We start from the raw sequence: 25560 nt of genomic DNA, 5'->3' as shown, positions 1-25560 counted from the left end.
ATCGGTACGTGTGGTTTCGGAAGGTTGCGTGGTGGCGAAGAAGCAGATTCCCGTAATAGTCGTCGCAGGCTTTCTCGGCTCGGGAAAGACGACGCTGCTCAACCATCTTCTGCGCAACAACGACGGTGTACGCATCGGCGTGATCGTCAACGACTTCGGCTCCGTCAACATCGACTCGATGATGGTCGCCGGTCAGGTCGATTCGATGGTGTCTCTCAGTAACGGCTGTTTGTGCTGCGCTGTCGACGTCTCGGACATGGACGAGATGCTGAACAAGTTGGCGCAACGGCAATCCGGGATCGACGTCATCGTCATCGAGGCGAGCGGGCTTGCTGAGCCGCGGAACATGATTCGACTCGTCCTCGGAAGTGAGAACCCGTCTGTCGTCTACGGCGGCCTGGTGGTCCTGGTCGACGGAGCCAATTTCTCCACCGTTCGCCGCGAACATCCCGAGCTCGATCAACATGTCCGCCTGGCAGACCTGGTGGTAGTCAACAAGATCGACAGCGTTCCGGTCTCCGAGCGCGAGAGATTCACGGCCGGAATTCGCGAGTTGAATCCGCGAGCGCCGATAGTGGAGACGGCGCATTCACGGATAGACCCTGCTCTGCTGTTCGATTCCGGTGAGGTGACCCCTCCCGCTCCGGGCGATCAACTGAGCCTCGACGAGCTCTTGCGCGAGGGGCACGACGACGATCACGAGGACGGCTCGTGTCACCACGATCACCTGCACCACCGCTACGAATCGGTTGATTTCACGTCGGAGATGCCACTCGATGCCAGGGCTCTGACGCATTTCCTCGAGAATCAACCGCCGGGGGTGTACCGCATCAAAGGATTCGTGAACTTCGAGATTCCGGGTTACACAGGAAAATTCGAGATCCAATCGGTGGGTGATCATGTTCGGATCACGCCGCTGCGGTGGAAGTCGGGCGAACCTCGAACCACGCAACTGGTTGTGATCGGTACCGGGATGGATTCGGGAGTGGTCGGCAGCGCACTCCGCGCCTGCGTGCGCGAGGAAACGGTCGAACCGCACCCCGACGCCATGCTGGGATTGCACCGCTATACCGTCGGGGCGTGAGTGAATCAGATGTATCCGTGTACGAAGCGATTCGGCGACGGCGAGACGTTCGCGCCGAGTTCTCGGGAGAGGTCATCCCCGACGAAACTCTGATGCGCATTCTCGACGCCGCCCATCGCGCGCCGAGCGTGGGAAACACGCAACCGTGGGATTTTGTCGTCGTTCGTAATCCGGAGACGCTCAATACCTTCGCGGCACATGTCGCCGATGCCCGGCTGAAGTTCGCGCAGTCTTTGCCCGAGGATCGCCGATCGACGTTCGACCCTATCAAGATCGAGGGAATCGCCGAGAGCGGTACCGGCATCGTCGTCACTTACGACCCGTCACGCGGTGGCCCGAACATCCTCGGCCGTCATACCGTCGACGACACCGGACTGTTCTCGGCGGTACTCGCAATTCAGAATTTGTGGCTCGCCGCGGTAGCCGAGGAGATCGGCATCGGCTGGGTTTCGTTCTACGACGAGAAGTACCTCACCGAACTCATGGGCATTCCGTCACCCGTACGCCCCATTGCGTGGCTGTGCGTCGGGAAGGTGACTGAGTTTCAACAGGTTCCGGATCTCGAGCGCTTCGGATGGCGACAGCGCCGGCCATTGGCCGACGCTGTCCACTACGAATCTTATTGAGTTGTACCGGGTGGCCTAGCGCGCGGGACGGCCCCCGGTGGAGCCTGCGGTGCGAGCGCCGCCGCCGGTGCGGGGACGGCGAGCGCCGCCGCCTGCATGTTCCTGACGGGCAACTCCGCCGGTGCGAGCACCGCGTGACTGACCGCCTTGTCCGGAGCGTGCCTGACCCGAACGTGCTGCGCCGCCGCGTCCACCCTGGCCGGCGGGACGCTGTCCGCGTCCACCGTTCGGCTGGGCCGGAGCCTTCGGAGCCGGCGTGACGTGCGGTGCGATGTCGCCGACCAACTTGACGACGTGCTCGGAGTTGGCAGTCGAACGAACCGGGGTCACCTTGATGGCTGCCTTACGCATGAGGATCGCGAGATCCTTACGCTGCTCGGGCAGAACCACGGTGACCACGTCGCCGGCGCTGCCTGCTCGAGCGGTGCGACCACTGCGGTGCAGGTACGCCTTGTGCTCGGCCGGCGGATCGACATGGACGACCAACTCGACGTCGTCGACGTGGACGCCGCGCGCTGCGACGTCGGTGGCGACGAGGACGCGCGCTTCACCGGCGGAGAATGCCGCCAGGTTACGGTCGCGCGCAGCCTGAGAGAGGTTGCCGTGCAGGTCGACTGACGGGATGCCCGACTCGGTGAGCTGGCGAGCCAACTTGCGTGCCTGGTGCTTGGTGCGCATGAACAGGATGCGACGACCGGTACCGGAAGCGAGCTTCTCGACCAGAGCCTTCTTGGCTTCGACGCCGTCGACGTCGAACACGTGGTGCGTCATTGCGGCGACGGGGGAGTTGGCCTCGTCGACCGAATGCATGACCTCGTTCTTGAGGAAACGCTTGACGAGCTTGTCGACGCCGTTGTCCAGCGTTGCCGAGAACAGAAGGCGCTGCCCGTCCTGCGGGGTGGACGAGAGGATGCGGGTGACGACGGGCAGGAAGCCGAGGTCGGCCATGTGGTCGGCCTCGTCGAGCACGGTGATCTCGACGGCGTCGAGGCTGACGAATTTCTGCTTCATGAGGTCTTCGAGGCGACCGGGGCAGGCGACGACGATGTCGACTCCGGCCTTGAGAGCCTGAACCTGGCGGTGCTGCGAGACGCCACCGAAGATGGTGGTCACGCGCAAGTCGTATGCGGCGGCCAATGGTTCGAGGGTTGCGGTGATCTGGGTGGCGAGCTCACGCGTCGGTGCGAGCACCAGGCCGAGCGGTCGACCCGGACGACGCTTTCCTCCGGACAGTTCGCCGGCGAGGCGGGAGACCATGGGGATGGAGAACGCGAGGGTCTTGCCGCTTCCGGTCTTTCCGCGGCCCAGTACGTCGCGCCCCGAAAGAGTGTCGGGGAGGGTGTCGATCTGGATCGGGAACGGAGAAGTGATTCCGCCGTCTTCGAGAGCTTTCACCAGCGGTGCGCGCACACCGAGGGCTGCGAAGGTGGTAGCGGGCGTAGAGATGTCAGACAAGTGTGTTCAGAGCCTTTCGGGCACGTGTTCGTGCCCGGATGCCGACACGGGAATTAACCGGTCGAACAATCAAGCACAGTGGTGGCGGCGCTGCCGGTCGGCAGGCTTCTTCGCCGTAAGAAGAGCGGGTGCATTGAGCACTCAGCAAGAAAATTTGCGTTCTACGACGCTGGATGCCCGATTTCAGGCACCTAGTGATCGCAACTCTACCTTCTCGGAGCGTTCGACCTACAACCCGACCCATTCGGAGACGCCGTTTGCGAAGTGTTGCCGCTTCCAGATCGGTACCTCGTGCTTGATGCGCTCCACCAGTTCGGCGCACGCGGCGAACGCCTCCGCTCGATGCGGGGCGGCGACGGCGGCGACCAGTGCGAGGTCACCGATCTCGAGGTGGCCGACGCGATGGATCGCGGCAACCGGCAGGCCGGTCGAGGCTGCAACCTCTTGGCAGCACGTCTCGAGAAAGCGTTCCGCGTCCGGGTGTGCCTGGTACTCCAACGCTGAAACTGCTTGACCTCCATCGTGATTGCGCACCGTTCCCGTGAACACCACAACAGCGCCGTTCTTCGGACCGGCAACGGCGGCGTCGACGGTGTCTGCGTGAATCGGTTGCTCGGAGATCCGAGCCAGTAGCTCACTCATCGTGTGCTCCTCCGCCTGCGACCTGCGCGAGCAGGTGATCGATGATGGGTTCGAGGACGGCGAGACCGTCCTTCACTCCACCGGGAGAACCCGGAAGATTGACGATGACCGTCGTACCTGTGAGACCTGCCACACCACGGCTCAGTGACGCGTGTGGGGTCTTCTCGAGGCCCTTGGTTCGGATCGCTTCTGCGACCCCGGGCAACTCACGGGTCAAGACTGCCCGGGTAGCTTCCGGGGTTGCATCCGTGGGGGAAGCACCGGTGCCGCCGGTGCTGATGACAAGCGACGGGGAGCCCTCCTTGGCGTCAGCGATGCCTGCCGCGATGTCTGCGTCGGCGTACACAAGCGGTCCACGCACCTCGAAGTCCCGCTCGCGTAGCCAGGCTGCGATCGTCGGTCCGGTGGTGTCGGGTCTGGTTCCGTTGGCACCGCCGGTGGAAGCGACGAGGACGGTTGCGGACCGTGGCGAGGTGAAGGCGTGCGCTGGAGATGTCTGTGCGTTCTGAGTGTCGCGGGTCCAATGTCCGTGTTTACCACCGTCTTTGGTGAGCAGGCGAACACCGTTCATGGTGGCTCCGGGATCGACCGCTTTGACCATGTCGTGCAAGGTCAGGCCGGCTACCGCGACGGCGGTGAGTGCTTCCATCTCGACGCCGGTCTGTCCGCGAGTCTTTGCCGTCGCTTCGACGGTGATCGAGGTTTCGGTGAACCCGAATTCCACCTTGACCGACGAAAGCGCGAGCTGATGACACAACGGGATCAGCTCTGACGTCTTTTTTGCACCGGCGATTCCGGCAATGCGCGCGGTGGTGAGGACATCGGCCTTGGGCATGCCGTCGGCGCGGACGAGGCGAACTACCTCGGCGGTCGTGACGAGTTCACCGGCAGCGACGGCGATGCGCGTCGTCTCGGCCTTGGCGCTGACGTCGACCATGCGCGCTCGGCCTTCGCTGTCGACGTGTGTCAATTCGGTCATGAGTGTCCTTTGAATCAGATCGAGTGAATCAAATCGAGGAAGTCGAGAGCGGGAGGACATCGACGAGATCGCCCGCTCCGAGTTCGGTCACGGCAGCGGGGACGTCGATCAGGACGTCGGCCCACGCCATTGCTGCAACGAGGTGCGAGCCGGGTCCGGCCACGAGTTCGATACCGTCCGCAGTTCTACGCGCGCGCAGGAACTGGCGCTTGCCATCCACCGAACGCAGCGGTGCAGTAAGTGGCAGCCGTTCGCGCGGGATCTCGGGCAGACCCGCGGCCCGGCGCAGTTCGCCGCGGGCGAAGACCTCGAACGAGACCATCGTGCTGACCGGGTTGCCCGGGAAACTCAGGACCGGCACTTCGTTCACGACTGCAGTGCCTTGCGGGCCACCAGGTTGCATTGCGACGTGGCCGAAGTGTGCACCCAGAGGGGTGAGAGTTTCCTTCACCACCTCGAAGTCGCCCATGGACACCCCACCGGAGGTGAAAACCAGATCGGCGACCGAGGTTGCGTACGAGAGTAATTCGCGGAACTTGGCAGGGTCGTCGCTGCTTCGGGCGACGGAGACGACATCGGCGCCGTTGGCTTCGGCCAATGTTGCCAAAGCTGGGCCGTTGGAATCGTAGATCTCGCCGGGTTCGAGAGTTGTTCCGGCACTTTTCAGTTCGGCGCCCGTCGTAATTATCGCGACCCGTGGCTTCGTGTACGTGTCGAGCGAGGCCAGGCCCACAGCACTCAGCGCGGCGATATGGCGAGGTTCCAAGTGTGTTCCGGCCGTGACCAGTAGCATTCCGGCAGTGATGTCGCTGCCACGTTCGCGAACGAATTCGCCTACAGACCTGCCCCGTTCGATGGTGACCACGTGTTCGGTGACGCCCGTGGTGTCCTCGACGGGAACGACGGCGTCGGCACCCTCGGGGAGCGGCGCACCGGTCATGATGCGAAATGCCGATCCTGGAAGGTGTTTCGGTGGTTTTCCGCTTCCGGCGGCGATCACGCCTCGAACCGTCAGTGTCGTGGGAACCGAGGCAACGGATGCGGCGTCGACCGCATATCCGTCCATCTGTGAGTTGCGGAAGAGGGGCAGGTCCACCGGCGATGCGATATCCGAGCAAGTTATGCGCCCCAACGCTTCTGCCGTCGGAACCGCCGACGGAGAGAGGGTGTGCAGGCCGGTGAGCAATCCGGAGATGTGCGCAGCGTGTTCCTCGACCGAACGCGCGCTCATGACAGTAACCTCGACAACCTCGACATGTTTTGATCCTAGGCGGTGTGGTCCGTCCGACACACGGAGTACGGCTTTCGGTCATACTGGAGCAATACGGAAGTTGGTGAAGTGATGACAGTGGTCTCGATGGGAATTCCCACCGTGCGGTTTGACGCTGCCTCCCTCGCCGGTCGTCCCGAGACGGATCTCCTGGTCGACAGGTTCGGGCGTGTTGCCAGAGATCTGCGAGTCTCGATCACCGAGAAGTGTTCACTTCGTTGCACGTATTGCATGCCGGAGGAAGGCTTGCCGGCCATCGCTGCGGAAGACCTTCTGAGTGCCGACGAGATCGTTCGAGTAGTCGGAATCGGTGTCGAACGAGTCGGTATTCGCGAGGTGAGATTCACCGGCGGCGAGCCGCTGATGCGTAGTGACCTCGAAAAGATCATCGCGGGATGCGCCGCGCGTGTGCCAGGAATTCCACTTGCCATGACCACCAACGCCGTTGGGCTCGAACATCGTGCCGCAAAGCTGGCTGCAGCTGGTTTGACCCGCGTGAATGTTTCCCTGGATTCGGTTGATCGCGCGCACTTCGCGGAATTGACGCGTCGAGACAGGTTGCCTTCGGTTCTCGCGGGAATCCGAGCGGCCGCGGTGGCTGGCCTTGCGCCGCTCAAGGTAAATGCCGTTCTCATGCGCGAAACGCTCCACGGCGCGGCGGACCTTTTACAGTGGTGCCTCGACGCCGGAGTCGAATTGCGGTTCATCGAACAAATGCCTCTCGATGCAGACCATGCTTGGGCGCGCGAGAACATGGTGACTGCGGCTGAATTGCTGTCGGTATTGAGTGAGCGTTTCGAATTGGCCGCAATCGGTCGCGAAGACCCGTCGGCTCCTGCTGAAGAATGGCGTGTCAACGGGACTGAAATGACGGTGGGGATCATCGCTTCGGTGACGCGCTCGTTCTGCAGTGATTGCGATCGGACGCGAATGACTGCAGAGGGGACAATTCGGTCATGTTTGTTCAGTGACCGTGAAGTTGATCTGCGTGCCGCGCTCAGGGCCGGAGCAAGTGACGACGAACTTGCGGATTTGTGGCGCGGTGCGATGTGGAACAAGTGGGCAGGGCACGGCATCGACGCCGCGGACTTCGTTCCGCCGGAAAGAAGTATGGGAGCGATCGGTGGCTGATCCGCATTCGATCTCGGTTCGTTACTTTGCTGCTGCAGCGGATGTATCCGGTTGCCGTAGCGAGGTAGTCGCCATTTCGCCCGACAACACACTTGCCGAGTTGGTGGCGGTCTTGGTCGGGCGATACGGACCGGAGATGGAGCGAGTGCTGTCGGTCTCGGCTTTCCTCGTCGGTGACGAGTTGACCCGCGACGTCTCTCGAGCCTCCGGTAGCGCTGTCGATATTCTTCCGCCTTTCGCTGGAGGCTAGTCCGAGAATTGCCGGCGTAGCTATTTGTGGGCTGCCGACGTATTGTCCTTTTTCGGTTTTCCGGTCCAAATATTTATATCCTGATCACTCCAGCTCAAGTGGCATCTATCTCCGTTTTCTCCATTGTTGGTCAATTGTCCAGCATTGGTCGTTTTGTTTAGTTTCTCCTACTTTTGGGGGAGTAAATGCACTTTTAATTGCCCAGTTGAATTGTCATCTGTTTGGATGACAAAAGAAATACCTTCGCTGTTGGCAATTGTCGACATGTGTTAATTTTGGCGCAATTCCACTCGGGATATGTGAAAGGTATTTCAATGTCGATTAATTCCACGCGCCGTGTCGGAGTCGTCGTAGCGCTCCTCGGGGCAGCTGCACTCACCGCTCCGGCAATTGCTACTGCGCTTCCGTCCACCGGTTCTCTCGGCTCTTCTGCGCCGGAAGCCTCGTGCTCGACCCTGTCCACCGAAGCGACGCCGAACGGGTGGGGCATCCCGTTCACCGACGAGAAGGATCAGACCGCGTCGTACTCGGCCGACAACGTTCTCGACAAGGACGGTTCACTGAAGCTGGCCGTCGACGGTACCGGCGATCGTTCGGTTTCCTACCATTCGGCCGGCGGTATCAAGCTGTCCGACGCAGTCAGCAAGGCGATCGGTTTCGCCGAGCGCGCCGCCACGCCGACTGCGGCGTTCCAGCTCCGCCTCACCGGAACCACCGGCGGAAAGTTCGAGAACGGATTCACCACCCTGGTGTGGGTCCCGGGACCGGACGCGACGCCGACGGCTGACGGCGGCGTTCACGCGGATCTCCAGAAGGGCGTGTGGTGGAGCACTCAGAACATCGACGGCGCCAAGGACCGCGTGTCAGTGCCTTTGGCTGACATCGTCGCCGCGAACCCGAAAGCGGTAGTCGACCACTACGGCGTCAGTGTCGGGACCGGCTCCGCTGCCACCTCGACGCTGGTCGATGCGGTGCAGTTCAACGGATGCACCACCAACTTCGCGAAGAAGGATCCGGCTTCGGGAACGGGTTCGCTGGGCGACGTCTTCGGCAGCCTGTTCGGTAGCTAGTCGCTGGTAAGAGTTACTTCCACCAGTCATCCAGGGGTGTGACCGGCACCGTGCGCTTGTGACGAGTGTTGGCGAACATCTTCTCGAGCTTTTCGGCTACCTCGGAGGAAACGTCCTTTCCTTCGAGGTAGTCGTCTATCTGTGAGTACGTGACGCCGAGGGCAACTTCGTCGGGCAGCGCGGGTCGGTCGTCCTCGAGGTCGGCGGTCGGCACCTTGCGCCACGTGCTCTCGGGTGCGCCCAATTCCTGCAGTAGCGCAGCGCCCTGACGTTTGCTCAGGCCGGTGAGCGGCGTGATGTCGACGCCACCGTCACCGAATTTCGTGAAGAAGCCGGTAATCGCTTCTGCGGCGTGGTCGGTACCGATTACCAAGTAGCCGAGCTGACCGGCAATCGCATACTGAATGACCATTCGTTCGCGCGCCTTGATGTTGCCACGGACGAAGTCGCGTAATTCGCCGTTCCCCAACGCCTCGGAGGCCTCACGGGCTGTGGCGTCGGCGCCAGGCTTGACGTTGACCGTGAGAGAGCGGTCCGGCTTGATGAAGCCGAGTGCGATCTGAGCATCGGATTCGTCGGCCTGCGCGCCATAGGGGAGTCGAACGGCGACGAACTCGGCCTCGTGGCCTTCTTCACGAAGTTCAGCGACCGCGCGTTGGGCGAGGGCTCCGGCGAGCGTGCTGTCCTGACCGCCGCTGATTCCCAGAACGAACCCTTTGGCGGGGGTCGAGCGCACGTAGTCCTTCAGGAACTGGACTCGCGCGCGAACCTCCGCTGCGGCGTCGATTGTCGGCTTTGTGCCGAGTTCTTCGATGATGCTTTCACGCAGTGTGGCCATGAATGGACTCTAGCGATGTGAGCAGGCGCGTGCAGTGCCACCGTATCCGGGGCGGTACGGTCGCGCACATGAGTGCGAACAACGTTCTGGTGGTCAGTGCGACGAAGTCGGAAGCGGCATACGTGCCGCAAGGATACGAACTGCTGATCACGGGGATTGGAAAGGTCAGTGCTGCAACAGCAGTCGCCTCTGCTCTCGCGCGGTACGAGCGGGAGAATCTGCCGCTGGTCGTCAACATCGGGACCGCCGGTGCGCTGCACGCGCACCACGGTGGCCTCTATGTTCCCGGGGTCGTCATCAATCACGACATCAGCAGCACCGCGATCCGAGCGCTGGGGCACGACGTCGCGGACCGTTTGGTACTCGCCGGCGGTGACGACTCGGTGTTGGCGACCGGCGACGCATTTATCGCCGACACTGCGACCCGGGACGCTCTCGCTCAGCGAGCCGATCTGGTCGACATGGAGGGGTTTGCCATCGCATTCGCCGCGCAGGCTGCGGGTGCTACCTGTCGCCTCGTCAAACATGTCAGCGATCACGCGGACGACTCGGCCTTGGACTGGCCCGCGATGATCGATGCCAGCGCCCGCGAATTGGGGCGCTGGCTGCTCGACAACGTCTGATCGAGCCTGCAGCGTCTGGTCAAGCCTGCGCAGTCAGTATCAATCCGGTGTTGTCGGGCTTGCGCAGGGTCAGCGTGTCGGCGTCGACGGTGTAGCTCACTTCACCGTCGAGTACCGCCAGGATCTGACGCTCGATGTCCATGTTCTCCTCGGGGCAGGCCATTCGCGTGGTTGCCATCGGCGTGAACGTGACTGTGGTGTCGGATACCTGGGCGCTTCCGGTCATGCGATTGCATCCGGTGGTTCCGCTGACCGAACCGTCTGCGGCAATCGTGAGTTCGGGAGCTGACGTCTCCAGAGCCAGGCTCGTACTGATCGCATCGGGACTGATGAGCGACGTGACGGTCCACGTCGTGCCCTGGAGCGCTCGATCCGGCGTGACGATCTTCTTGTCCTGCAGAGTCACTGTGGCGTCGTCCGATGTCAGGGTGAGGGTGTCGCCGTCGAGGCTCCACGTCGGCGCGGAGGTCAGCAATGTTGTTGTCCAGGTGTCGGATTCGGCGATGCCGGGAGGGCAGCCCATCATGGTCGATGCCATGGTGCCGGTGGTCAGCTTGCCGTCGGTGAACTCGATCGAGCCGTTTGCCGTGTTGCATCCGGCGCTCGCGGACACTCGACCCGCTTGGCTGAAATCGAGAGTCAGCGGGCCGCCGCCGGGAATTTGTGTTCCGTCGACGGAGGTCGAGATGAAGACGCGGCCGGAGGGGTCCGTCTTGTCCTCGGGGGAGTCGGACGAAGCGGAGCAACCGCTTACCGCGGCGATGGTCAGGAGGCCGATGACGGCAGCTGCGATGCGCATGGGCTCACATTAAGTGGTGGGACGGATCTGGGGAGTCAACATCGAGTAACGCGCCGGGCAAGGTCTTCCCAGCCGGCGGCCAGGCGCTCGGTGGTCATCCCGAGATCGCGCACCTGATGAAGGACAAGCGACGCTTCGAGCGGTGCCAACAGTGCCGAAGCGAGCAGATCGAGGTCGCCCTCGACGCCGGCTCCTCGAAGAAGTCCGATGACGTGAGCGATGCCGAGTGCTCGTGCCGGACCGCCGAAGCGGTATTCAGGAGCGTTTTCCGCCGCTCGGAGGACTTCGCCCTGTACTTCCACCATGGCGATCCGGGCTCGTCCGAACGCGATGAGGCGCTCGATCGGCGGCGCGCCAGGACCCAACGGTGGGGGGCCGAACATGAATGCCTGCTGCAGTTCTCGCTCGGTGTGATCGAGCAGTGCCTGCATCAGTCCCGATCGATTGCCGAAGCGCCGAAAAACTGTGCCCTTGCCCACACCGGCTCGGCACGCGACGGCATCCATCGTGACCGCGTCGACACCTCGCTCGGCGACGAGGAGGGCTGCGGCGTCGAGCAGAAGTACGCGGTTACGTGCTGCGTCACCGCGCTCGACGGGTACGGCGCCGATCTGGGGGAGGGGGATTGCGCTCACGGGATCAGGTTACAGGGCCGGGGAATGTAAGTGGACCGCGGTCCGTTTAGTTGATATAACTTTCAACCGGAGCCACCAACCGCACCACTCTCGAAGGAATCTCGTTATGTCACAGACCAATGTTCTCGTTCTCGTCGGCAGCCTGCGCGCCGGATCCGTCAATCGCCAGCTTGCCGAGACGGCTGTGTCCGCCGCACCCCAGGGTGCAACGCTGACGGTCTTCGAAGGCCTCGCCGACGTCCCCTTCTACAACGAAGACATCGACGTCGAGGGTGCTTCCATTCCCGCTGTCGACGCACTGCGCGCCGCTGCGAGCGACGCTGACGCGTTCCTGCTCGTCACCCCCGAATACAACGGCACCATCCCCGCAGTTCTGAAGAACGCCATCGACTGGATCTCGCGTCCGTACGGTGTCGGTGCCGTCAAGGACAAGGCTGTCGCAGTCATCAGCGCGTCGCCCAGTGGCAACGGCGCCAAGTGGGCACACGAAGACACCACCAAGGCAGTCCGCATCGCCGGCGGCAAGGTCGTCGAGGACACCGCACTGAGCATCGGTGGAACCGGCGCACTGTTCGGTGAGCTGCACCCGCGTGAGAACGCAGAGGTGCTCGCGCAGGTCTCCAAGGTCGTCTCCGACCTCGTCGACGCCAGCAAGCAGCTCGTCAACGCGTAATCCGTTTCACGAGCGAGGGCCATGCCGGAAGGTATGGCCCTCACTCGTATGCGAGTCGCGCCCATATGTGCCCTAGAGCCCTTCGCGTTCCATCGCATCGTCGACGGCGTCGCGAACCGCTTCGAAATCCTTGCCGGCCATCATCGCTTCGCCCATTGCGGCGTCGATACGGTCGGCGACGACGGCGTACCGACGCTCCCAGTTCTCCTTGTCCTCCCGCCAGTAACCCATCACGTGCATGCGGGGTGCCGGGATTTCCGATGTTCGACGCAGATGGGCGCGGATGCGTCTGGCGGTCGCTGCCTCGACTGCGCACCAGATGTAGCCGTCGCCGCGAGGCAGGGGTATGGCAGCCAATTCGGCGAGCAGTGAGTCTGCTTCGTCGATCCATCGGTAATGAGCGTCGGCGCGAGTCGTGAACGTCTGCTGTTCGCTCGGCGCGGGCACCTGTGCAATGACGTGGATCGGTAGACCGTCGGGTGCTTCTTCCAAGATCCGCCCGATCGCTGGCAGTGCGGCGTGATCGGCGACGAGTAGCAGCCAGTCGCACTCTGCCGGCGGCTTGAACCACCCGCTCGCAGTCGAGAGATGGACGGTCTCGCCCGGTTGCGCATTCTCGGCCCAGAGTGCAGCTCCGCCGTGGCCGTGGAGAACGAAGTCGATCTCCAGTTCGTTCTTCGAGGGTTGCCAGCGCCGGACCGTGTAACTACGGGCGTGAGGGGGGTCGAGGGGGAATCCGACGAGCACCCGTTCGTCGGGGCTCCCGCTCGTCTCGAAGTCGCTCAGGCCCGCACCGCCGAAGGTGATTCTGCGCATCTTAGATGTCACCTGCTGCGTTCTCGTCACGGTTGCCTGGTGGCGCGGAGCTTCGTCCTTCGGGGGTGTTTCCACGACGCTCATGGTAGGTCCGAGTAGTGGTTTTCAGATGCTGTCGGGCCTGCGACCGAAATGTGACGGGCGACACGCCGACGCGCCGGAAGATGTATGCGCTGAACTGGGGCTACCTGGGAATTTCAACGATGTGACTCACAACATCTCGCGTTATGTGTTTCTGTCGGCCACTAGGTGTAGTGTCTTGAGCACTGAGAGACCACAACGCGGAACGCCTCGAGCGAGACTCCGGCAATCGGTCGAATCGGTGCTGAACATCACTACATCGGCCTTTGTTGGCTAAGCGAAAGAGGGACTCTCATGAGCATCACCGTCTACACCAAGCCCGCTTGCGTTCAGTGCAATGCCACCTACCGCGCCCTCGACAAGGCCGGTCTCGAATACAACATCATCGACATCACCGAGGATGCCGAAGCCCGCGACTACGTCATGGCTCTCGGGTACCTCCAGGCGCCCATCGTGGTTGCCGGTGAAGATCACTGGTCGGGTTTCCGTCCCGATCGCATCAAGACCCTGACCGTCGCTGCTTGAAGCGCCGCAGTGTCGGCGGTGGACACCTCCGCCGACACATCTGAGTAGTTCCGGGCACCGTACAAGAAAATGGTGACAACCGATGACTTCGCTGGTCTATTTTTCCAGCGTGTCGGAGAACACCCACCGATTCGTTCAACGTCTCGGCCTGCCTGCGACACGTATACCTATCCATGACCGTGACGGCTCATTTCGTGTAAACGAGCCCTATGTGCTGATTCTGCCCACCTATGGTGGCGGGGTCACCGTGACAGGGCGCGACACCAGTTATGTGCCGAAGCCGGTCATTCGTTTTTTGAACAATCCACACAACAGGTCGTTGATCAGAGCAGTGATCGCGGCGGGAAACACCAATTTCGGTGAGTCCTTTTGCTATGCAGGAAACATCATTTCCCAGAAATGCCACGTTCCTTTTCTGTACCGGTTCGAACTCATGGGCACTGCCGAGGATGTCGACCGAGTACGAGAAGGCTTGGGGGAGTTCTGGAATCATCTCGAAACAGAGAAGGAGCACGGGCAGTGGCGCCAACCATCACTGACACGATCGCGGCAGGAAGCGTAGAGCGTGATGCACGCGGCGGCGATTCCACCAACGGTCTCGACTACCACGCACTCAATGCCATGCTCAACCTGTACGGCGCCAACGGTGAGATCCAGTTCGAGATGGATGTCGCTGCAGCCCGTCAGTACTTCTTGCAGCACGTCAACCAGAACACCGTGTTCTTCCACAACCTCGACGAGAAGCTGGACTACCTCGTCGAGGAAAACTATTACGAGCCCGAGGTTCTCGATCAGTACTCACGTACTTTCGTGAAGTTCCTGATCGATCACGCGTACGCCAAGAAGTTCCGCTTCCCGACGTTCCTGGGTGCATTCAAGTACTACACCTCCTACACGCTCAAGACCTTCGACGGTAAGCGCTACCTCGAGCGTTTCGAAGATCGTGTCTGCATGGTTGCGCTCACCCTGGCCGCAGGCAACGAAGACCTGGCCGTCGAACTCGTCGACGAGATCATCGCCGGACGCTTCCAGCCCGCCACCCCGACGTTCCTGAACTCGGGCAAGAAGCAGCGCGGTGAGCCCGTGTCCTGCTTCCTGCTTCGTATCGAAGACAACATGGAGTCCATCGGCCGCTCCATCAACTCGGCACTGCAGCTGTCCAAGCGTGGTGGCGGAGTTGCCTTGCTGCTCACCAACGTTCGTGAGCACGGCGCACCGATCAAGAAGATCGAGAACCAGAGTTCGGGTGTCATCCCGATCATGAAGCTTCTCGAGGACTCGTTCTCCTACGCCAACCAGTTGGGTGCGCGTCAGGGCGCCGGCGCCGTGTACCTGCATGCGCACCACCCCGACATCTACCGCTTCCTCGACACCAAGCGTGAGAACGCCGACGAGAAGATCCGCATCAAGACGCTCTCTCTCGGCGTCGTGATCCCGGACATCACTTTCGAACTGGCGAAGAAGAACGAGGACATGTACCTGTTCTCGCCGTACGACGTCGAGCGCATCTACGGAGTTCCGTTCTCCGACATCAACGTCTCCGAGAAGTACTACGAGATGGTCGACGACAAGCGAATTCGCAAGTCCAAGATCAAGGCTCGCGAGTTCTTCCAGACCGTCGCCGAATTGCAGTTCGAATCGGGCTACCCCTACATCATGTTCGAGGACACGGTGAACCGGGCAAACCCGATCGAAGGCAAGATCACTCACTCGAACCTGTGCTCGGAGATCCTGCAGGTTTCGACGCCTTCACTGTTCAACGACGACCTGTCCTACTCGAAGGTCGGCAAGGACATCTCCTGCAACCTGGGTTCGCTGAACATCGCGAAGACCATGGACTCGCCCGACTTCGCCAAGACCATCGAAGTGTCGATCCGCGGATTGACGGCCGTGTCCGACCAGACGCACATCTACTCGGTGCCGTCGATCGAGCAGGGCAACAACGACTCTCACGCCATCGGCCTCGGTCAGATGAACCTGCACGGATACCTCGCTCGTGAGCGGATCTTCTACGGCAGCGAAGAAGGCATCGACTTCACGAACATCTACTTCTACACCGTGCTGTTCCACGCACTGCGTGCGTCGAACAAGATCGCCATCGAGCGCGGCTCGTACTTCAAGGGTTTCCCGGAGTCGAAGTACGCCTCGGGTGAATTCTTCGACAAGTACACCGACCAGGTCTGGGAGCCTGCAACCGACAAGGTTCGCGGACTCTTCGCCGATGCGAAGCTGCACATCCCCACCCAGGACGACTGGCGTGAGCTGAAGGCTTCGGTTCAGAAGCACGGTATCTACAACCAGAACCTTCAGGCCGTCCCGCCGACCGGCTCGATCTCGTACATCAACTACTCCACCAGCTCCATCCACCCGGTGGCGTCGAAGATCGAGATCCGCAAGGAAGGCAAGATCGGTCGCGTCTACTACCCGGCGCCCTACCTGACCAACGACAACCTGGAGTACTACCAGGATGCCTACGAAATCGGGTACGAGAAGATCGTCGACACCTATGCTGCCGCAACGCAACACGTCGACCAGGGCCTGTCGCTGACGCTGTTCTTCAAGGACACCGCCACCACCCGCGACATCAACAAGGCGCAGATCTACGCGTGGCGTAAGGGCATCAAGACGCTGTACTACATCCGTCTGCGTCAGATGGCACTCGAAGGCACCGAGGTCGAGGGCTGCGTTTCCTGCATGCTGTAAAGGGCTCCGCCCCGTGCGCCTTTTCGGTAGTGGTTACTACCGAAAAGGCGCACAGGGGTATCAGGCCGGCGGACGGCCTGGACCGTGCATCTTGCCGGCATTCTTCGGCATTCGACCGTGCTCGGTGAGTGCGCGCCGAAGAAGAAACTCGATCTGGGCGTTGGTACTTCGGAGATCGTCGGCGGCCCAGCGGGCAAGCGCGTCGTGCACCGCTGGGTCCAACCGAAGCAGGATCTTCTTACGCTCCGATCTCGGAGCTGGATCCGTGGCCATGTGGCCTTTCCTTTACTGGTAGAGCGAACCGGTGTTCAGCACCGGTTGTGCGTCGCGGTCGCCGCACAGCACGACCAGAAGGTTACTGATCATCGTGGCCTTGCGTTCCTCGTCGAGTTCGACGACGTGCTTTTCCTCGAGTTGCTTGAGTGCCATGTCGACCATGGACACCGCACCTTCGACGATTTGCTTGCGGGCGGCGATCACTGCACCCGCTTGCTGGCGCCGAAGCATTGCGCTGGCGATCTCGGGTGCATACGAGAGCCTGTTGATGCGTGTCTCGATAACTTCGACACCCGCCGCACGCACGCGGGCGTGAACCTCCTCCGACAAGGTGGTGGTGATGATATCGGCGTTCTCGCGCAACGAGACTCGGCCTTCGGCGTCGTACGGGTAGCTGCCGGCGATATGGCGTACGGCCGCCTCGGTCTGCACCGAGACGAACTCCTCGTAGTCGTCCACCTGGAATGAGGCGAGCGCTGTGTCGGCAACTTGCCAGACGACCACCGCTGAGATCTCGATGGGATTTCCGTCGGCGTCGTTCACTTTCGCCTGACCGGTCTCGTGGTTTCGGATGCGCGTCGAGATCGATCGACGGACCGTCAGCGGATTTGTCCATCGCAGGCCCGGCGTGCGCAGGGTGCCGCTGTACGAGCTTCCCAGGAGTTGAAGGACTCGGGCTTGATTCGGTTGCACCAAGGTCAGGCCCATCAGCAGGGGGAGTGACGCGATGAACAGCACCACACCGACCGGAATCAGGGCGAAGAGTCCCAGAACTCCGCCAACGACGGACAGCGCGATTCCGGCCAGGAAGAGAAGTACGCCGCCGAGGAGCATCCAGCTGCCGGACAGGTCCCAGCCTGGGCGTTCGGCGATCGTTGTGGTGGCGACTCCGGTCGGTTTCTCGGCCACGGTGGGTGAGCTGGTCATGCGGGACTCGCTTTCCATAGGTAAGTGATATTTAATTGATATCACATTTTTTGTACTCGTGGAGGGGCGCGTGCGACACATGTTGTTGTGTTGGCATCGCGGACCCGACACAACGGGTAGTGTTCAGGCAAGCCAACATTCGGCAGTATCTCTCTCGCTAGGTAGGAATTATGGTCAAGCTGGTCAGTCGCGTTTCCGCCATCAACTGGAATCGCGTCCAGGACGAGAAGGACGCCGAGGTATGGGATCGCCTCGTCAGCAATTTCTGGCTGCCCGAAAAGGTGCCGGTCTCCAACGACATCCCGTCCTGGGGAACGCTGACCGCGCAGGAGCAGCAGCTCACCATGCGCGTCTTCACGGGCCTGACGCTGCTCGACACCATCCAGGGAACGGTCGGCGCCGTCAGCCTCATCCCGGACGCGATCACTCCCCACGAAGAAGCGGTGTACACCAACATCGCCTTCATGGAATCGGTGCACGCGAAGAGTTACAGCTCGATCTTCTCGACGCTGTGCTCCACCCCGGACATCGACGACGCGTTCCGCTGGTCGGAGGAGAACCCCAACCTGCAGCGCAAGGCGCAGATCGTTCTCGACTACTACAACGGCGAGTCGCCGCTCAAGCGCAAGGTCGCCTCGACGCTCCTCGAGAGCTTCCTCTTCTACTCCGGCTTCTACCTGCCGATGTACTGGTCCTCGCGAGCCAAGCTCACCAACACCGCAGACCTCATCCGCCTCATCATCCGCGACGAGGCCGTGCACGGGTACTACATCGGCTACAAGTACCAGAAGGGCCTCGAACAGCTCACCGAGGCCGAGCGTGAAGAGCTCAAGAACTACACGTTCGAGCTGCTCTTCGAGCTCTACGAGAACGAGGTCGACTACACGCAGGACCTCTACGACGGCGTCGGCCTGACCGAGGATGTCAAGAAGTTCCTGCGCTACAACGCCAACAAGGCGCTCAACAATCTCGGCTACGAAGGCCTCTTCCCGAAGGACGAGACGGACGTCAATCCGGCTATCCTGTCGGCACTTTCACCGAATGCGGACGAGAATCACGACTTCTTCTCCGGTTCGGGAAGCTCCTACGTCATCGGCAAGGCAGTCAACACCGAAGACGACGACTGGGATTTCTAGAGCGACCCTGCACCCAACGAAGCCCGACTCCTGCACACGCGGGAATCGGGCTTCGGTCGTCGATGGGGGAGTGGGTCAGCGCAGAAACCACGCTTCCGGCTTGTCCAGCAATGCTTTTGCGAGGCGCAGACGCGAGGTTTCCGTCATGTCCGAAGGCAATTCGCTCGGCGCGAACCACGCGACCTCGAGGTTTTCGTCGTCCGCCACGTGCGCATCTCCGCCGGTCCACCTGGCCAGGAAGCAGACGTCGAGGTACTGGGTCACGTCACCATTGGGGTACGTAATGGGTTCTGTGACATCGACACTCGTGATCCGAATCAATTCGGCGTCGACGCCGGTTTCTTCCTTCGCCTCCCGCACCGCCGCCGCCGACGGTTCCTCTCCGGGCTCGAGAACGCCGGACACGACGGCCCACTGACCGTTGTCGGCGCGGCGGGTGAGCAGGACCCGGCCGTCGTCGTCGCGGATCACGACGCTCACGCCGGACAGCCAGAGCGGCGCATGACCGACCTTCTCGCGCAAAGCGACAATGAATTCCGGGATCGGCATGATCAGAACCCGACCGTCACAGTTGTGGCGAGCCGCCTCGAATGTGGGAGTAGTGGTTCGTTCCGGTCAGCTCGCATATCCGTTCAAGGTTCCCTTCAAGTCCGCCAATACGGCACGGGCGGCAGTCATCCCGTTTCCGTTCCAGATTTCGTCTTCAGCGACGAACACACGCCGGTCGGTGGCGGCGGCGAGGTCCTGCCACTGGTCGCTCTTCATGATCTCGGTGCCGTAGGTACGGCCGTTCGGCCCGCCGAAGAGTACGTAGATCAAGTCACCTTCGGCGGCGCTGAGATCGTCGGCCGGAATCGGTGCTGTGGTCGCATCGGTCAATCGCTGCGCCGGTGGGCGCCGGACGCCGACGTCGCTGAGGATCTGTCCGGCGAAGGATGCGGGACCCTCGATCTGCAGGTCCTTCGAACCGAACCGAACCACTGATGCCTGCGTCTGTGATGCATTCAATGCGTCGCCGAGCTGCACGACGTCCTGCTGGTAGCGGTCCAGCTCCGTCGCAGCCGCGGACGAACGGCCAAGTGCCTGGCCGGCGAGGGCGAACTGCGCTTTCCAGTACACGGGATCCGAGCCGGCGAACACGGTGGGGGCAATGGCGTCGAGTTGCCCGTACAAACCGTCGGACGCCGGACTGGACCCGAGGATCAAGTCCGGCGCGGCGGCCTTCACGGCGTTGACGTCGGGTGCGCTCACGGGGCCGACGCTCGGAATCTCCGAGATGCCGAAACCGAGGTACGACGGTTGAGGCGAGTCGACACCGGTCGCGGCGCCCACTACCCGCTCCCACAGACCGAGGGCGCACACGGCGTCCATCGAGACGCTGTCGAGGACCACGATCCGTTGGGGATCGGAAGGAACCTCGGTTTCACCCGCAGTGTGTACGACTCGACGCTTCACCCCGGGGCCCGCTCCCGGGTCGGCTTGCGTCGGCGTCGGGCACGCGGTGGCGGTGTCGCGTTCGATGCCCATCACGCCGGCACCGGCGATCGACGTAGTGGTCCGGACGATGGTGCTCGCGGGATCGTCCGACGAGTCGGACGAGCAACCACCGAGGACGAGCATCGTGGCGGCGATCCCCAGGATCGAGACACGACGAATGGACGTGCGGGCGGTCGTGCGTGAGAGAACAGACGTGCGTGAGAGAACAGACAAGTCGACGGCTTCCTGTGTGAGCGGGCGCCGTTCAGGTTAGCTGTTCGACTCAGCTGTTCTGCTTGTCCACCTCGAACGTGTCCGAGAGGTCGTCGAGGATCATGTGGGCGCCCTGGATGCTGACCGGCGACATCCAACGTGAATCGTCCACGTCGACCTTGCGTCCTCGAAGGGTCTGCCACAGCGGGCTCTCGAGGAACGGCTTCGCAGCTTCGGCGCTCTTGCCCTCGGCGTCTTGCCAGGTGCTGATGAAGATGACGTCCGCGTCGGCTTCGTTGATCAGCTCGGGGCTGATCTTCATCATGATGTTTCCGGCATCGGCGGGGTCAGGTCCCTGGTTGTCCGGGCGCTTCAATCCGGCGTCCTGAAGGACGATGCCGCTGAACGAGGTGGTGCGGTAGAGGCGTGCCGTCGGTTCACCGGCGAATCGGACTACCGAGATGACCGGGTTGTTCGCCTTCTCGTTGATTTCCTTGCCGACGGTGGCTGCGCGGGTTTCGTACTCGGTGATCTTCGCCTCGGCCAGTGACTCCTTGCCCAGCGCTTGACCGACCAGGCGGATGTTGTCCTTCCACGTCGGGCCGGTCGTCTGAGTGAAGACGGTGGGTGCGATTGCGGACAGTTGTTCGTAGTTCTTCCCGTCGCGGACCTCGGCGGAGATGATGAGGTCTGGCTGCAGTGCGGCGATCTTCTCGAGGCTTGCACTGCTGACCGTGCCGACCGAGACGGCGTCCGCGGCGAATTCCTCCCGCGAGGATCCGAGGTAGTCGGGCAGACCGGGCTCGCGGTAGTCGACGTAGCCGACGAGCGGGGATTCGAGGAGAAGGACGGCGTCGGTGAAGCTGTTGTCGAGCGCGACGATCCGCTGGGGTGCTGCCGGGATTTCGGTGCTTCCACGGAAGTGTTCGATCGTGCGGGGGAATGCGCCCGACTCGGTCGAGGTGGTGGTTGCAGCGGGCTCGTCGTTACTCGAGCAGGCTGGAACGACCAAGGCGATCGAGGCTGCGACGGCTACCAGCGCGGCGCGGCGGGGAAAGAATTTCACTGAATACTCCTGAGGTGAGTTAGGCGAGGGTGACCTTATCAGTGGAGGGGATGGCCGAAAACGGACACCGGCCGAATTCTTCGACGGGTACGACACGCCGATTCGGATGTGGGTTCGGACTCCCGAGGGAACATAAACCGCAGGTCGTTCGTTTGGTGCCCCCAAAAACGGATGCTCGAGTACGACGCAGAGTAGGACCGGGTCGCGGTGCCTCGGAGTCACGGTCTACGATTCGATGAGCGCAAGCCAGAAGCCGTTGTCCGCAGCCCGGGCGACGGACCCTGCGGGCGCAACCAAGGGCTCTTTGACGGAGTCTGCGGAGCGACCAAAGGCACATTCAGGAGGATCAGTGACTGCCGTAGCGCCCCAGCCAGTCCCCACGATAGCGCCGGCCAGGCCTTACCCGCCGCGGCAGGGACCCAAGGGCTCATTCATTTTCAAGATGATCACGACCACCGATCCCAAGGTGCTCGGAATCATGTACTTGGCGACTTCCATCGCCTTCTTCCTCATCGGTGGCCTCATGGCACTGATGATGCGTGCCGAACTTGCTGTACCCGGCATGCAGTTCCTTTCCAACGAACAGTTCAACCAGCTGTTCACCATGCACGGCACGATCATGCTGCTGCTGTACGCGACCCCGATCGTCTTCGGCTTCGCGAACTACATTCTTCCGCTCCAGATCGGTGCACCTGACGTCGCGTTCCCGCGTCTGAACGCGTTCAGCTACTGGCTGTACCTGTTCGGCGCGATCATCACGACGGCCGGATTCGTCACGCCCGGTGGCGCAGCAGACTTCGGTTGGACGGCATACACGCCGCTGACCAGCGCGCTGCACAGCCCCGGCGTCGGCGCCGACCTGTGGGTCTTGGGTCTGGCTGTCGCCGGCCTCGGCACCATCCTCGGTGGCGTCAACATGGTCACCACCGTGATTTGCCTGCGCGCACCCGGTATGACCATGTTCCGCATGCCGATCTTCACCTGGAACATCTTCATCACCAGCATCCTGATCCTGCTGGCGTTCCCGCTGCTGACCGCTGCATTCATGGGCCTGTTCGTCGACCGCCATCTCGGTGGACACATCTTCGACCCGGCAACGGGCGGTGTGCTCCTGTGGCAGCACCTGTTCTGGTTCTTCGGTCACCCCGAGGTGTACATCATCGCGCTGCCGTTCTTCGGCATCGTCTCGGAGATCTTCCCGGTCTTCAGCCGTAAGCCGATCTTCGGCTACAGCGGCCTGGTGTACGCAACGTTGGCCATCGCCGCTCTGTCGATCGCTGTGTGGGCTCACCACATGTACGCAACAGGCGCTGTTCTCCTGCCGTACTTCTCGTTCATGACGTTCCTGATCGCTGTGCCGACAGGTGTGAAGATCTTCAACTGGATCGGAACGATGTGGAAGGGGCAATTGACCTTCGAATCGCCGATGCTGTTCTCGATCGGCTTCCTGATCACCTTCCTCTTCGGTGGTCTGTCGGGCGTCATCCTCGCGAGCCCGCCGCTCGACTTCCACGTCACGGACAGCTACTTCGTCGTCGCCCACTTCCACTACGTGGTCTTCGGTACGGTCGTGTTCGCCACGTACGCCGGTATCTACTTCTGGTTCCCGAAGATGACCGGCCGCATGATGGACGAGCGCCTCGGCAAGTGGCACTTCTGGACCACGTTCGTCGGCTTCCACGGCACGTTCCTCGTCCAGCACTGGCTCGGTGCCGAAGGTATGCCGCGTCGTTACGCCGACTACCTGCCCTCGGACGGGTTCACGGTGCTGAACTCGGTGTCCACGATCTTCGCCTTCGTACTCGGTGCCTCGACGCTCCCGTTCATCTGGAACGTCTTCAAGAGTTACCGCTACGGCGAAGTGGTCACCGTCGACGATCCGTGGGGCTACGGAAACTCGCTCGAGTGGGCGACAACCTGCCCGCCGCCGCGTCACAACTTCACCGAGTTGCCGCGCATCCGCAGCGAGCGTCCGGCGTTCGAGCTGCACTACCCGCACATGGTGGAGCGGATGCGCGCAGAAGCGCACGTCGGCCCCGGTCACGGTGGGAAGAACGCCAGCACCGTGCTCGAAGATGCTCGTCACGAGCCGCTCACAGTCGGGGACGAAGGCGACCCCGGCACCGACAGCCGCTCCTGAGCGAAGTAACACACTGAAGTAATCAGCGAAGGCCCCGCCCGAGTAACGGGTGGGGCCTTTCGCTTGGCACAATGGTGACGATCAAGACGCGAACGAAGAAACGATCGGAGTTTTCGGTGGGTGCCTCTGACACCACTGTTCTGGTGACTGTGACCGGGCCGGACCGCCCTGGCGTCACCTCGGTACTGTTCGCGGCGCTGTCGCGGCACGATGTGCGTCTGCTCGACGTGGAGCAGGTGGTGATTCGAGGTCGACTGACACTCGGCGTCATGGTGGCCTGCCCGAACGATCCCGAAGCCCTTCAGGAAGAGCTCGAACAGGCGATGGCGACGGTCGGAATGAACGTCGACATCGAAATCGGTGCCGATCCAGGTCGACCTGCAGTGTCCACTCACGCGGTCGTTGTTCTCGGCAGCCCCGTCAATGCCCGCGCAATGCGCTCGGTAGCACGCGAACTCGCGAAGCAGGGCGCCAACATCGACTCCATCCGTGGTGTCGCCGACTATCCGGTCACCGGCCTCGAACTCAGCGTCAGCGCAGCCGATACTGTCGACGGCGACGCGAAGCTGCGTACCGGACTCGCCGAGGTCGCCGCTCTCGAAAACGTCGACATCGCAGTCGAGCGCGCAGGACTGGCTCGCCGGGCCAAGCGTCTGATCGTGTTCGACGTGGACTCGACGCTCGTTCAGGGCGAGGTCATCGAGATGCTCGCCGCGAAGGCCGGCGTCGAGGACGAGGTCCGCGCCGTCACCGAAGCTGCGATGCGCGGCGAGATCGACTTCACCGAATCACTGCACCAGCGTGTGGCGACACTGGCCGGTCTCGATGCCTCCGTCATCGACGAGGTGGCAGAGAGCATCGAACTGACGCCGGGCGCGCGCACCACGATTCGCACCCTGCGCCGCCTCGGATTCCACTGCGGCGTGGTGTCCGGCGGTTTCCGCCAGGTCATCGAAGGCCTCGCACACGAACTCGAACTGGACTTCGTGCACGCCAACACCCTCGAGATCGTCGACGGCAAGCTGACCGGACGTGTGATCGGTGAAATCGTCGACCGCGCCGCGAAGGCCGTTGCGCTGCGCAAGTTCGCCGATCAGGTCGGTGTGCCGATGGAACAGACTGTCGCCGTCGGTGACGGTGCCAACGACATCGACATGCTCAACGCCGCGGGACTGGGTGTGGCGTTCAACGCCAAGCCCGCGTTGCGGGAGGTCGCGGACGCGGCTTTGTCGCATCCCTTCCTCGATGCTGTGCTGTTCATTCTCGGTGTGACCCGCGACGAGGTCGAGGCTGCGGACGCCGTCGACGGTGGCGTACGACGCGTTCCGATTCCATGAGTTCCGATCCAGCAGTCAGTTCCGATCCAGCAGTGAAGTCCGGCCCCGATTCTCGCTGGAGCGAGCGCCACGCGGTGTTGGCCGCTGGGTACGGTGGGCGAGACGATCCCGCGGATCCGGCACTGGTGTTGGCGATGCCGATCATTCTCCACATCCCGAAGGCAGACCCGCCGAAGCGCACTGCACTGCTCGAGGCTGCCGCAACGGCGGCAGTGGCGCTGTGCCTGGACGAACGCGTCGGGTTCACCGAAGACGGGGAGCCCGGCCCGTGGCACGAGGACTATTCGGCGTGGGTGGGTGCCCGGATCCGGAAAGTGTCTCGCCGAGCGCGTGGAGCCCAGTGGCTCGCCGCGCAAGAGGTACCGGGAATCACCGTCGACGTGGATGGCGCCCAGGCGCGGGCTCTGGTTCCCGGGCCGGTCGGAGAACTGGACCCGCGAATCAAGAAGTTGCAGATCGGTGGCACCGACCTGGAGCACGACGAGCCTGGCCAGCCCGAGCCCGGTCTTCCGGTGCTGTGGATCGACTCGGAGCTCGAGATGACGGTAGGCAAGGCGTCGGCACAGGTAGGGCATGCCTCGATGTTGTTGGCAGCGGCCATGTCCGAGAAACAGTGCTGGGTATGGGCGCAGAACGACTTTCGCTGCTCGGTACGCGACGCAAGTCCGAAACAGTGGGCCGAGGCAGTAGACCGATTGAAGCGGTCGGAGGCTGTCGCGGTTCGTGATGCGGGCTTCACGGAAGTGGCACCAGGCTCCATGACAGTCATCGCGGTTCCGTAGAGACCTA

At 62.3% G+C, this 25560-nt stretch carries 27 protein-coding genes; 14 read left to right on the top strand and 13 right to left on the bottom strand.

What is annotated here, in order from left to right; genetic code table 11:
* Positions 1-31: 31 nt before the first annotated feature.
* A complete protein-coding gene (locus AC2ETI_RS04195; RefSeq protein WP_483633593.1) occupies positions 32-1084 on the top strand; it encodes a CobW family GTP-binding protein in 1053 nt (350 codons plus the stop codon).
* A complete protein-coding gene (gene bluB, locus AC2ETI_RS04190) occupies positions 1081-1710 on the top strand; it encodes a 5,6-dimethylbenzimidazole synthase (RefSeq protein WP_080909772.1) in 630 nt (209 codons plus the stop codon). Before AC2ETI_RS04195 ends, bluB begins: the two co-directional genes overlap by 4 nt.
* 15 nt (positions 1711-1725) lie before the next feature.
* Here bluB and AC2ETI_RS04185 read toward each other — a convergent pair whose 3' ends face one another.
* From AC2ETI_RS04185 to AC2ETI_RS04170, 4 genes are all read right to left on the bottom strand, one after another.
* Positions 1726-3165: a DEAD/DEAH box helicase gene (locus AC2ETI_RS04185; protein WP_019747875.1), complete on the bottom strand. Its 1440-nt coding sequence runs from the start codon at positions 3163-3165 to the stop codon at positions 1726-1728.
* Between the two features lie 228 nt (positions 3166-3393).
* The gene (locus AC2ETI_RS04180; protein WP_003944730.1) at positions 3394-3807 is read right to left on the bottom strand and encodes a molybdenum cofactor biosynthesis protein MoaE; all 414 of its coding nucleotides are present in this window, start codon (positions 3805-3807) and stop codon (positions 3394-3396) included.
* The gene (moaCB, locus tag AC2ETI_RS04175; protein WP_019747876.1) at positions 3800-4786 is read right to left on the bottom strand and encodes a bifunctional molybdenum cofactor biosynthesis protein MoaC/MoaB; all 987 of its coding nucleotides are present in this window, start codon (positions 4784-4786) and stop codon (positions 3800-3802) included. Before moaCB ends, AC2ETI_RS04180 begins: the two co-directional genes overlap by 8 nt.
* Before the next feature lie 28 nt (positions 4787-4814).
* The gene (locus AC2ETI_RS04170; RefSeq protein ID WP_483633592.1) at positions 4815-6017 is read right to left on the bottom strand and encodes a molybdopterin molybdotransferase MoeA; all 1203 of its coding nucleotides are present in this window, start codon (positions 6015-6017) and stop codon (positions 4815-4817) included.
* 111 nt (positions 6018-6128) lie between these two features.
* Between AC2ETI_RS04170 and moaA the strand changes: the two genes are divergently transcribed.
* The 3 genes from moaA to AC2ETI_RS04155 all read left to right on the top strand — a co-directional run bounded on the left by moaA (position 6129) and on the right by AC2ETI_RS04155 (position 8507).
* Positions 6129-7187 carry a GTP 3',8-cyclase MoaA gene (gene moaA / locus AC2ETI_RS04165; RefSeq protein ID WP_019747878.1) on the top strand — a complete coding sequence of 353 codons (1059 nt, stop codon included), beginning with the start codon at positions 6129-6131 and terminating at the stop codon, positions 7185-7187.
* Entirely contained in the window at positions 7180-7437 is a 258-nt protein-coding gene (locus tag AC2ETI_RS04160) for a MoaD/ThiS family protein (protein WP_003944706.1), read from the top strand. The genes moaA and AC2ETI_RS04160 overlap by 8 nt, the downstream gene beginning before the upstream one ends.
* Before the next feature lie 314 nt (positions 7438-7751).
* Positions 7752-8507 (top strand): hypothetical protein, encoded by a 756-nt coding sequence (locus tag AC2ETI_RS04155; RefSeq protein ID WP_020969281.1) that lies wholly within the window; start codon positions 7752-7754, stop codon positions 8505-8507.
* A gap of 13 nt (positions 8508-8520) precedes the next feature.
* Here the strand turns inward: AC2ETI_RS04155 and nadE are convergent, their stop codons facing one another.
* Entirely contained in the window at positions 8521-9345 is an 825-nt protein-coding gene (gene nadE / locus AC2ETI_RS04150) for an ammonia-dependent NAD(+) synthetase (protein WP_019747880.1), read from the bottom strand.
* A gap of 68 nt (positions 9346-9413) precedes the next feature.
* Between nadE and AC2ETI_RS04145 the strand changes: the two genes are divergently transcribed.
* A complete protein-coding gene (locus tag AC2ETI_RS04145) occupies positions 9414-9968 on the top strand; it encodes a nucleosidase (protein ID WP_019747881.1) in 555 nt (184 codons plus the stop codon).
* Between the two features lie 19 nt (positions 9969-9987).
* Here AC2ETI_RS04145 and AC2ETI_RS04140 read toward each other — a convergent pair whose 3' ends face one another.
* The gene (locus AC2ETI_RS04140) at positions 9988-10767 is read right to left on the bottom strand and encodes an META domain-containing protein (protein ID WP_279163832.1); all 780 of its coding nucleotides are present in this window, start codon (positions 10765-10767) and stop codon (positions 9988-9990) included.
* 35 nt (positions 10768-10802) lie between these two features.
* A complete protein-coding gene (locus tag AC2ETI_RS04135) occupies positions 10803-11402 on the bottom strand; it encodes a TetR/AcrR family transcriptional regulator (protein WP_019747883.1) in 600 nt (199 codons plus the stop codon).
* A gap of 106 nt (positions 11403-11508) precedes the next feature.
* Between AC2ETI_RS04135 and AC2ETI_RS04130 the strand changes: the two genes are divergently transcribed.
* Complete coding sequence (locus AC2ETI_RS04130) at positions 11509-12075, top strand: NAD(P)H-dependent oxidoreductase (RefSeq protein ID WP_483633591.1); 567 nt, start codon at positions 11509-11511, stop codon at positions 12073-12075.
* A gap of 72 nt (positions 12076-12147) precedes the next feature.
* On the opposite strand, the gene AC2ETI_RS04125 is transcribed toward AC2ETI_RS04130, so the two are convergent.
* Positions 12148-12891 (bottom strand): siderophore-interacting protein, encoded by a 744-nt coding sequence (locus AC2ETI_RS04125; RefSeq protein WP_483633590.1) that lies wholly within the window; start codon positions 12889-12891, stop codon positions 12148-12150.
* A 375-nt stretch (positions 12892-13266) separates the two neighbouring features.
* Between AC2ETI_RS04125 and nrdH the strand changes: the two genes are divergently transcribed.
* The 3 genes from nrdH (at position 13267) to nrdE (ending at position 16200) form a co-directional block, all read left to right on the top strand.
* Positions 13267-13497, top strand: coding sequence for a glutaredoxin-like protein NrdH (gene nrdH, locus AC2ETI_RS04120; protein WP_019747886.1), 231 nt, complete (start codon positions 13267-13269; stop codon positions 13495-13497).
* 82 nt (positions 13498-13579) lie between these two features.
* Positions 13580-14059 (top strand): class Ib ribonucleoside-diphosphate reductase assembly flavoprotein NrdI, encoded by a 480-nt coding sequence (gene nrdI, locus AC2ETI_RS04115; protein ID WP_019747887.1) that lies wholly within the window; start codon positions 13580-13582, stop codon positions 14057-14059.
* A complete protein-coding gene (gene nrdE / locus AC2ETI_RS04110) occupies positions 14017-16200 on the top strand; it encodes a class 1b ribonucleoside-diphosphate reductase subunit alpha (RefSeq protein WP_029255087.1) in 2184 nt (727 codons plus the stop codon). The genes nrdI and nrdE overlap by 43 nt, the downstream gene beginning before the upstream one ends.
* A gap of 60 nt (positions 16201-16260) precedes the next feature.
* Here nrdE and AC2ETI_RS04105 read toward each other — a convergent pair whose 3' ends face one another.
* Both AC2ETI_RS04105 and AC2ETI_RS04100 read right to left on the bottom strand, forming a co-directional pair.
* A complete protein-coding gene (locus tag AC2ETI_RS04105; RefSeq protein WP_003944723.1) occupies positions 16261-16473 on the bottom strand; it encodes a type II toxin-antitoxin system antitoxin in 213 nt (70 codons plus the stop codon).
* 12 nt (positions 16474-16485) lie between these two features.
* A complete protein-coding gene (locus AC2ETI_RS04100) occupies positions 16486-17403 on the bottom strand; it encodes an SPFH domain-containing protein (protein ID WP_483633589.1) in 918 nt (305 codons plus the stop codon).
* Positions 17404-17573: 170 nt separating this feature from the next.
* On the opposite strand from AC2ETI_RS04100, the gene nrdF reads away from it, so the two are divergent.
* On the top strand, positions 17574-18539 hold the full coding sequence (nrdF, locus tag AC2ETI_RS04095) for a class 1b ribonucleoside-diphosphate reductase subunit beta (protein WP_003944744.1): 966 nt from the start codon (positions 17574-17576) through the stop codon (positions 18537-18539).
* Between the two features lie 75 nt (positions 18540-18614).
* Here nrdF and AC2ETI_RS04090 read toward each other — a convergent pair whose 3' ends face one another.
* From AC2ETI_RS04090 to AC2ETI_RS04080, 3 genes are all read right to left on the bottom strand, one after another.
* Entirely contained in the window at positions 18615-19088 is a 474-nt protein-coding gene (locus AC2ETI_RS04090; RefSeq protein ID WP_019747889.1) for an NUDIX hydrolase, read from the bottom strand.
* Positions 19089-19154: 66 nt separating this feature from the next.
* A complete protein-coding gene (locus AC2ETI_RS04085; RefSeq protein ID WP_113682981.1) occupies positions 19155-20249 on the bottom strand; it encodes an iron-siderophore ABC transporter substrate-binding protein in 1095 nt (364 codons plus the stop codon).
* Positions 20250-20298: 49 nt separating this feature from the next.
* Positions 20299-21294, bottom strand: coding sequence for an ABC transporter substrate-binding protein (locus AC2ETI_RS04080; protein ID WP_019747891.1), 996 nt, complete (start codon positions 21292-21294; stop codon positions 20299-20301).
* Between the two features lie 349 nt (positions 21295-21643).
* On the opposite strand from AC2ETI_RS04080, the gene ctaD reads away from it, so the two are divergent.
* The 3 genes from ctaD (at position 21644) to AC2ETI_RS04065 (ending at position 25553) form a co-directional block, all read left to right on the top strand.
* Positions 21644-23434, top strand: coding sequence for an aa3-type cytochrome oxidase subunit I (ctaD, locus tag AC2ETI_RS04075; protein WP_020907234.1), 1791 nt, complete (start codon positions 21644-21646; stop codon positions 23432-23434).
* Between the two features lie 116 nt (positions 23435-23550).
* Positions 23551-24771 (top strand): phosphoserine phosphatase SerB, encoded by a 1221-nt coding sequence (serB, locus tag AC2ETI_RS04070; RefSeq protein ID WP_020969288.1) that lies wholly within the window; start codon positions 23551-23553, stop codon positions 24769-24771.
* Positions 24768-25553, top strand: coding sequence for a peptidyl-tRNA hydrolase (locus tag AC2ETI_RS04065; protein WP_092763652.1), 786 nt, complete (start codon positions 24768-24770; stop codon positions 25551-25553). The genes serB and AC2ETI_RS04065 overlap by 4 nt, the downstream gene beginning before the upstream one ends.
* Positions 25554-25560 lie beyond the last annotated feature (7 nt).

It is taken from the genome of Rhodococcus sp. MurmanLake-1 (assembly GCF_056945715.1).
The sequence above is the reverse complement of the archived record's forward strand: the minus strand, read 5'-3'. Positions and strand labels throughout refer to the sequence as shown.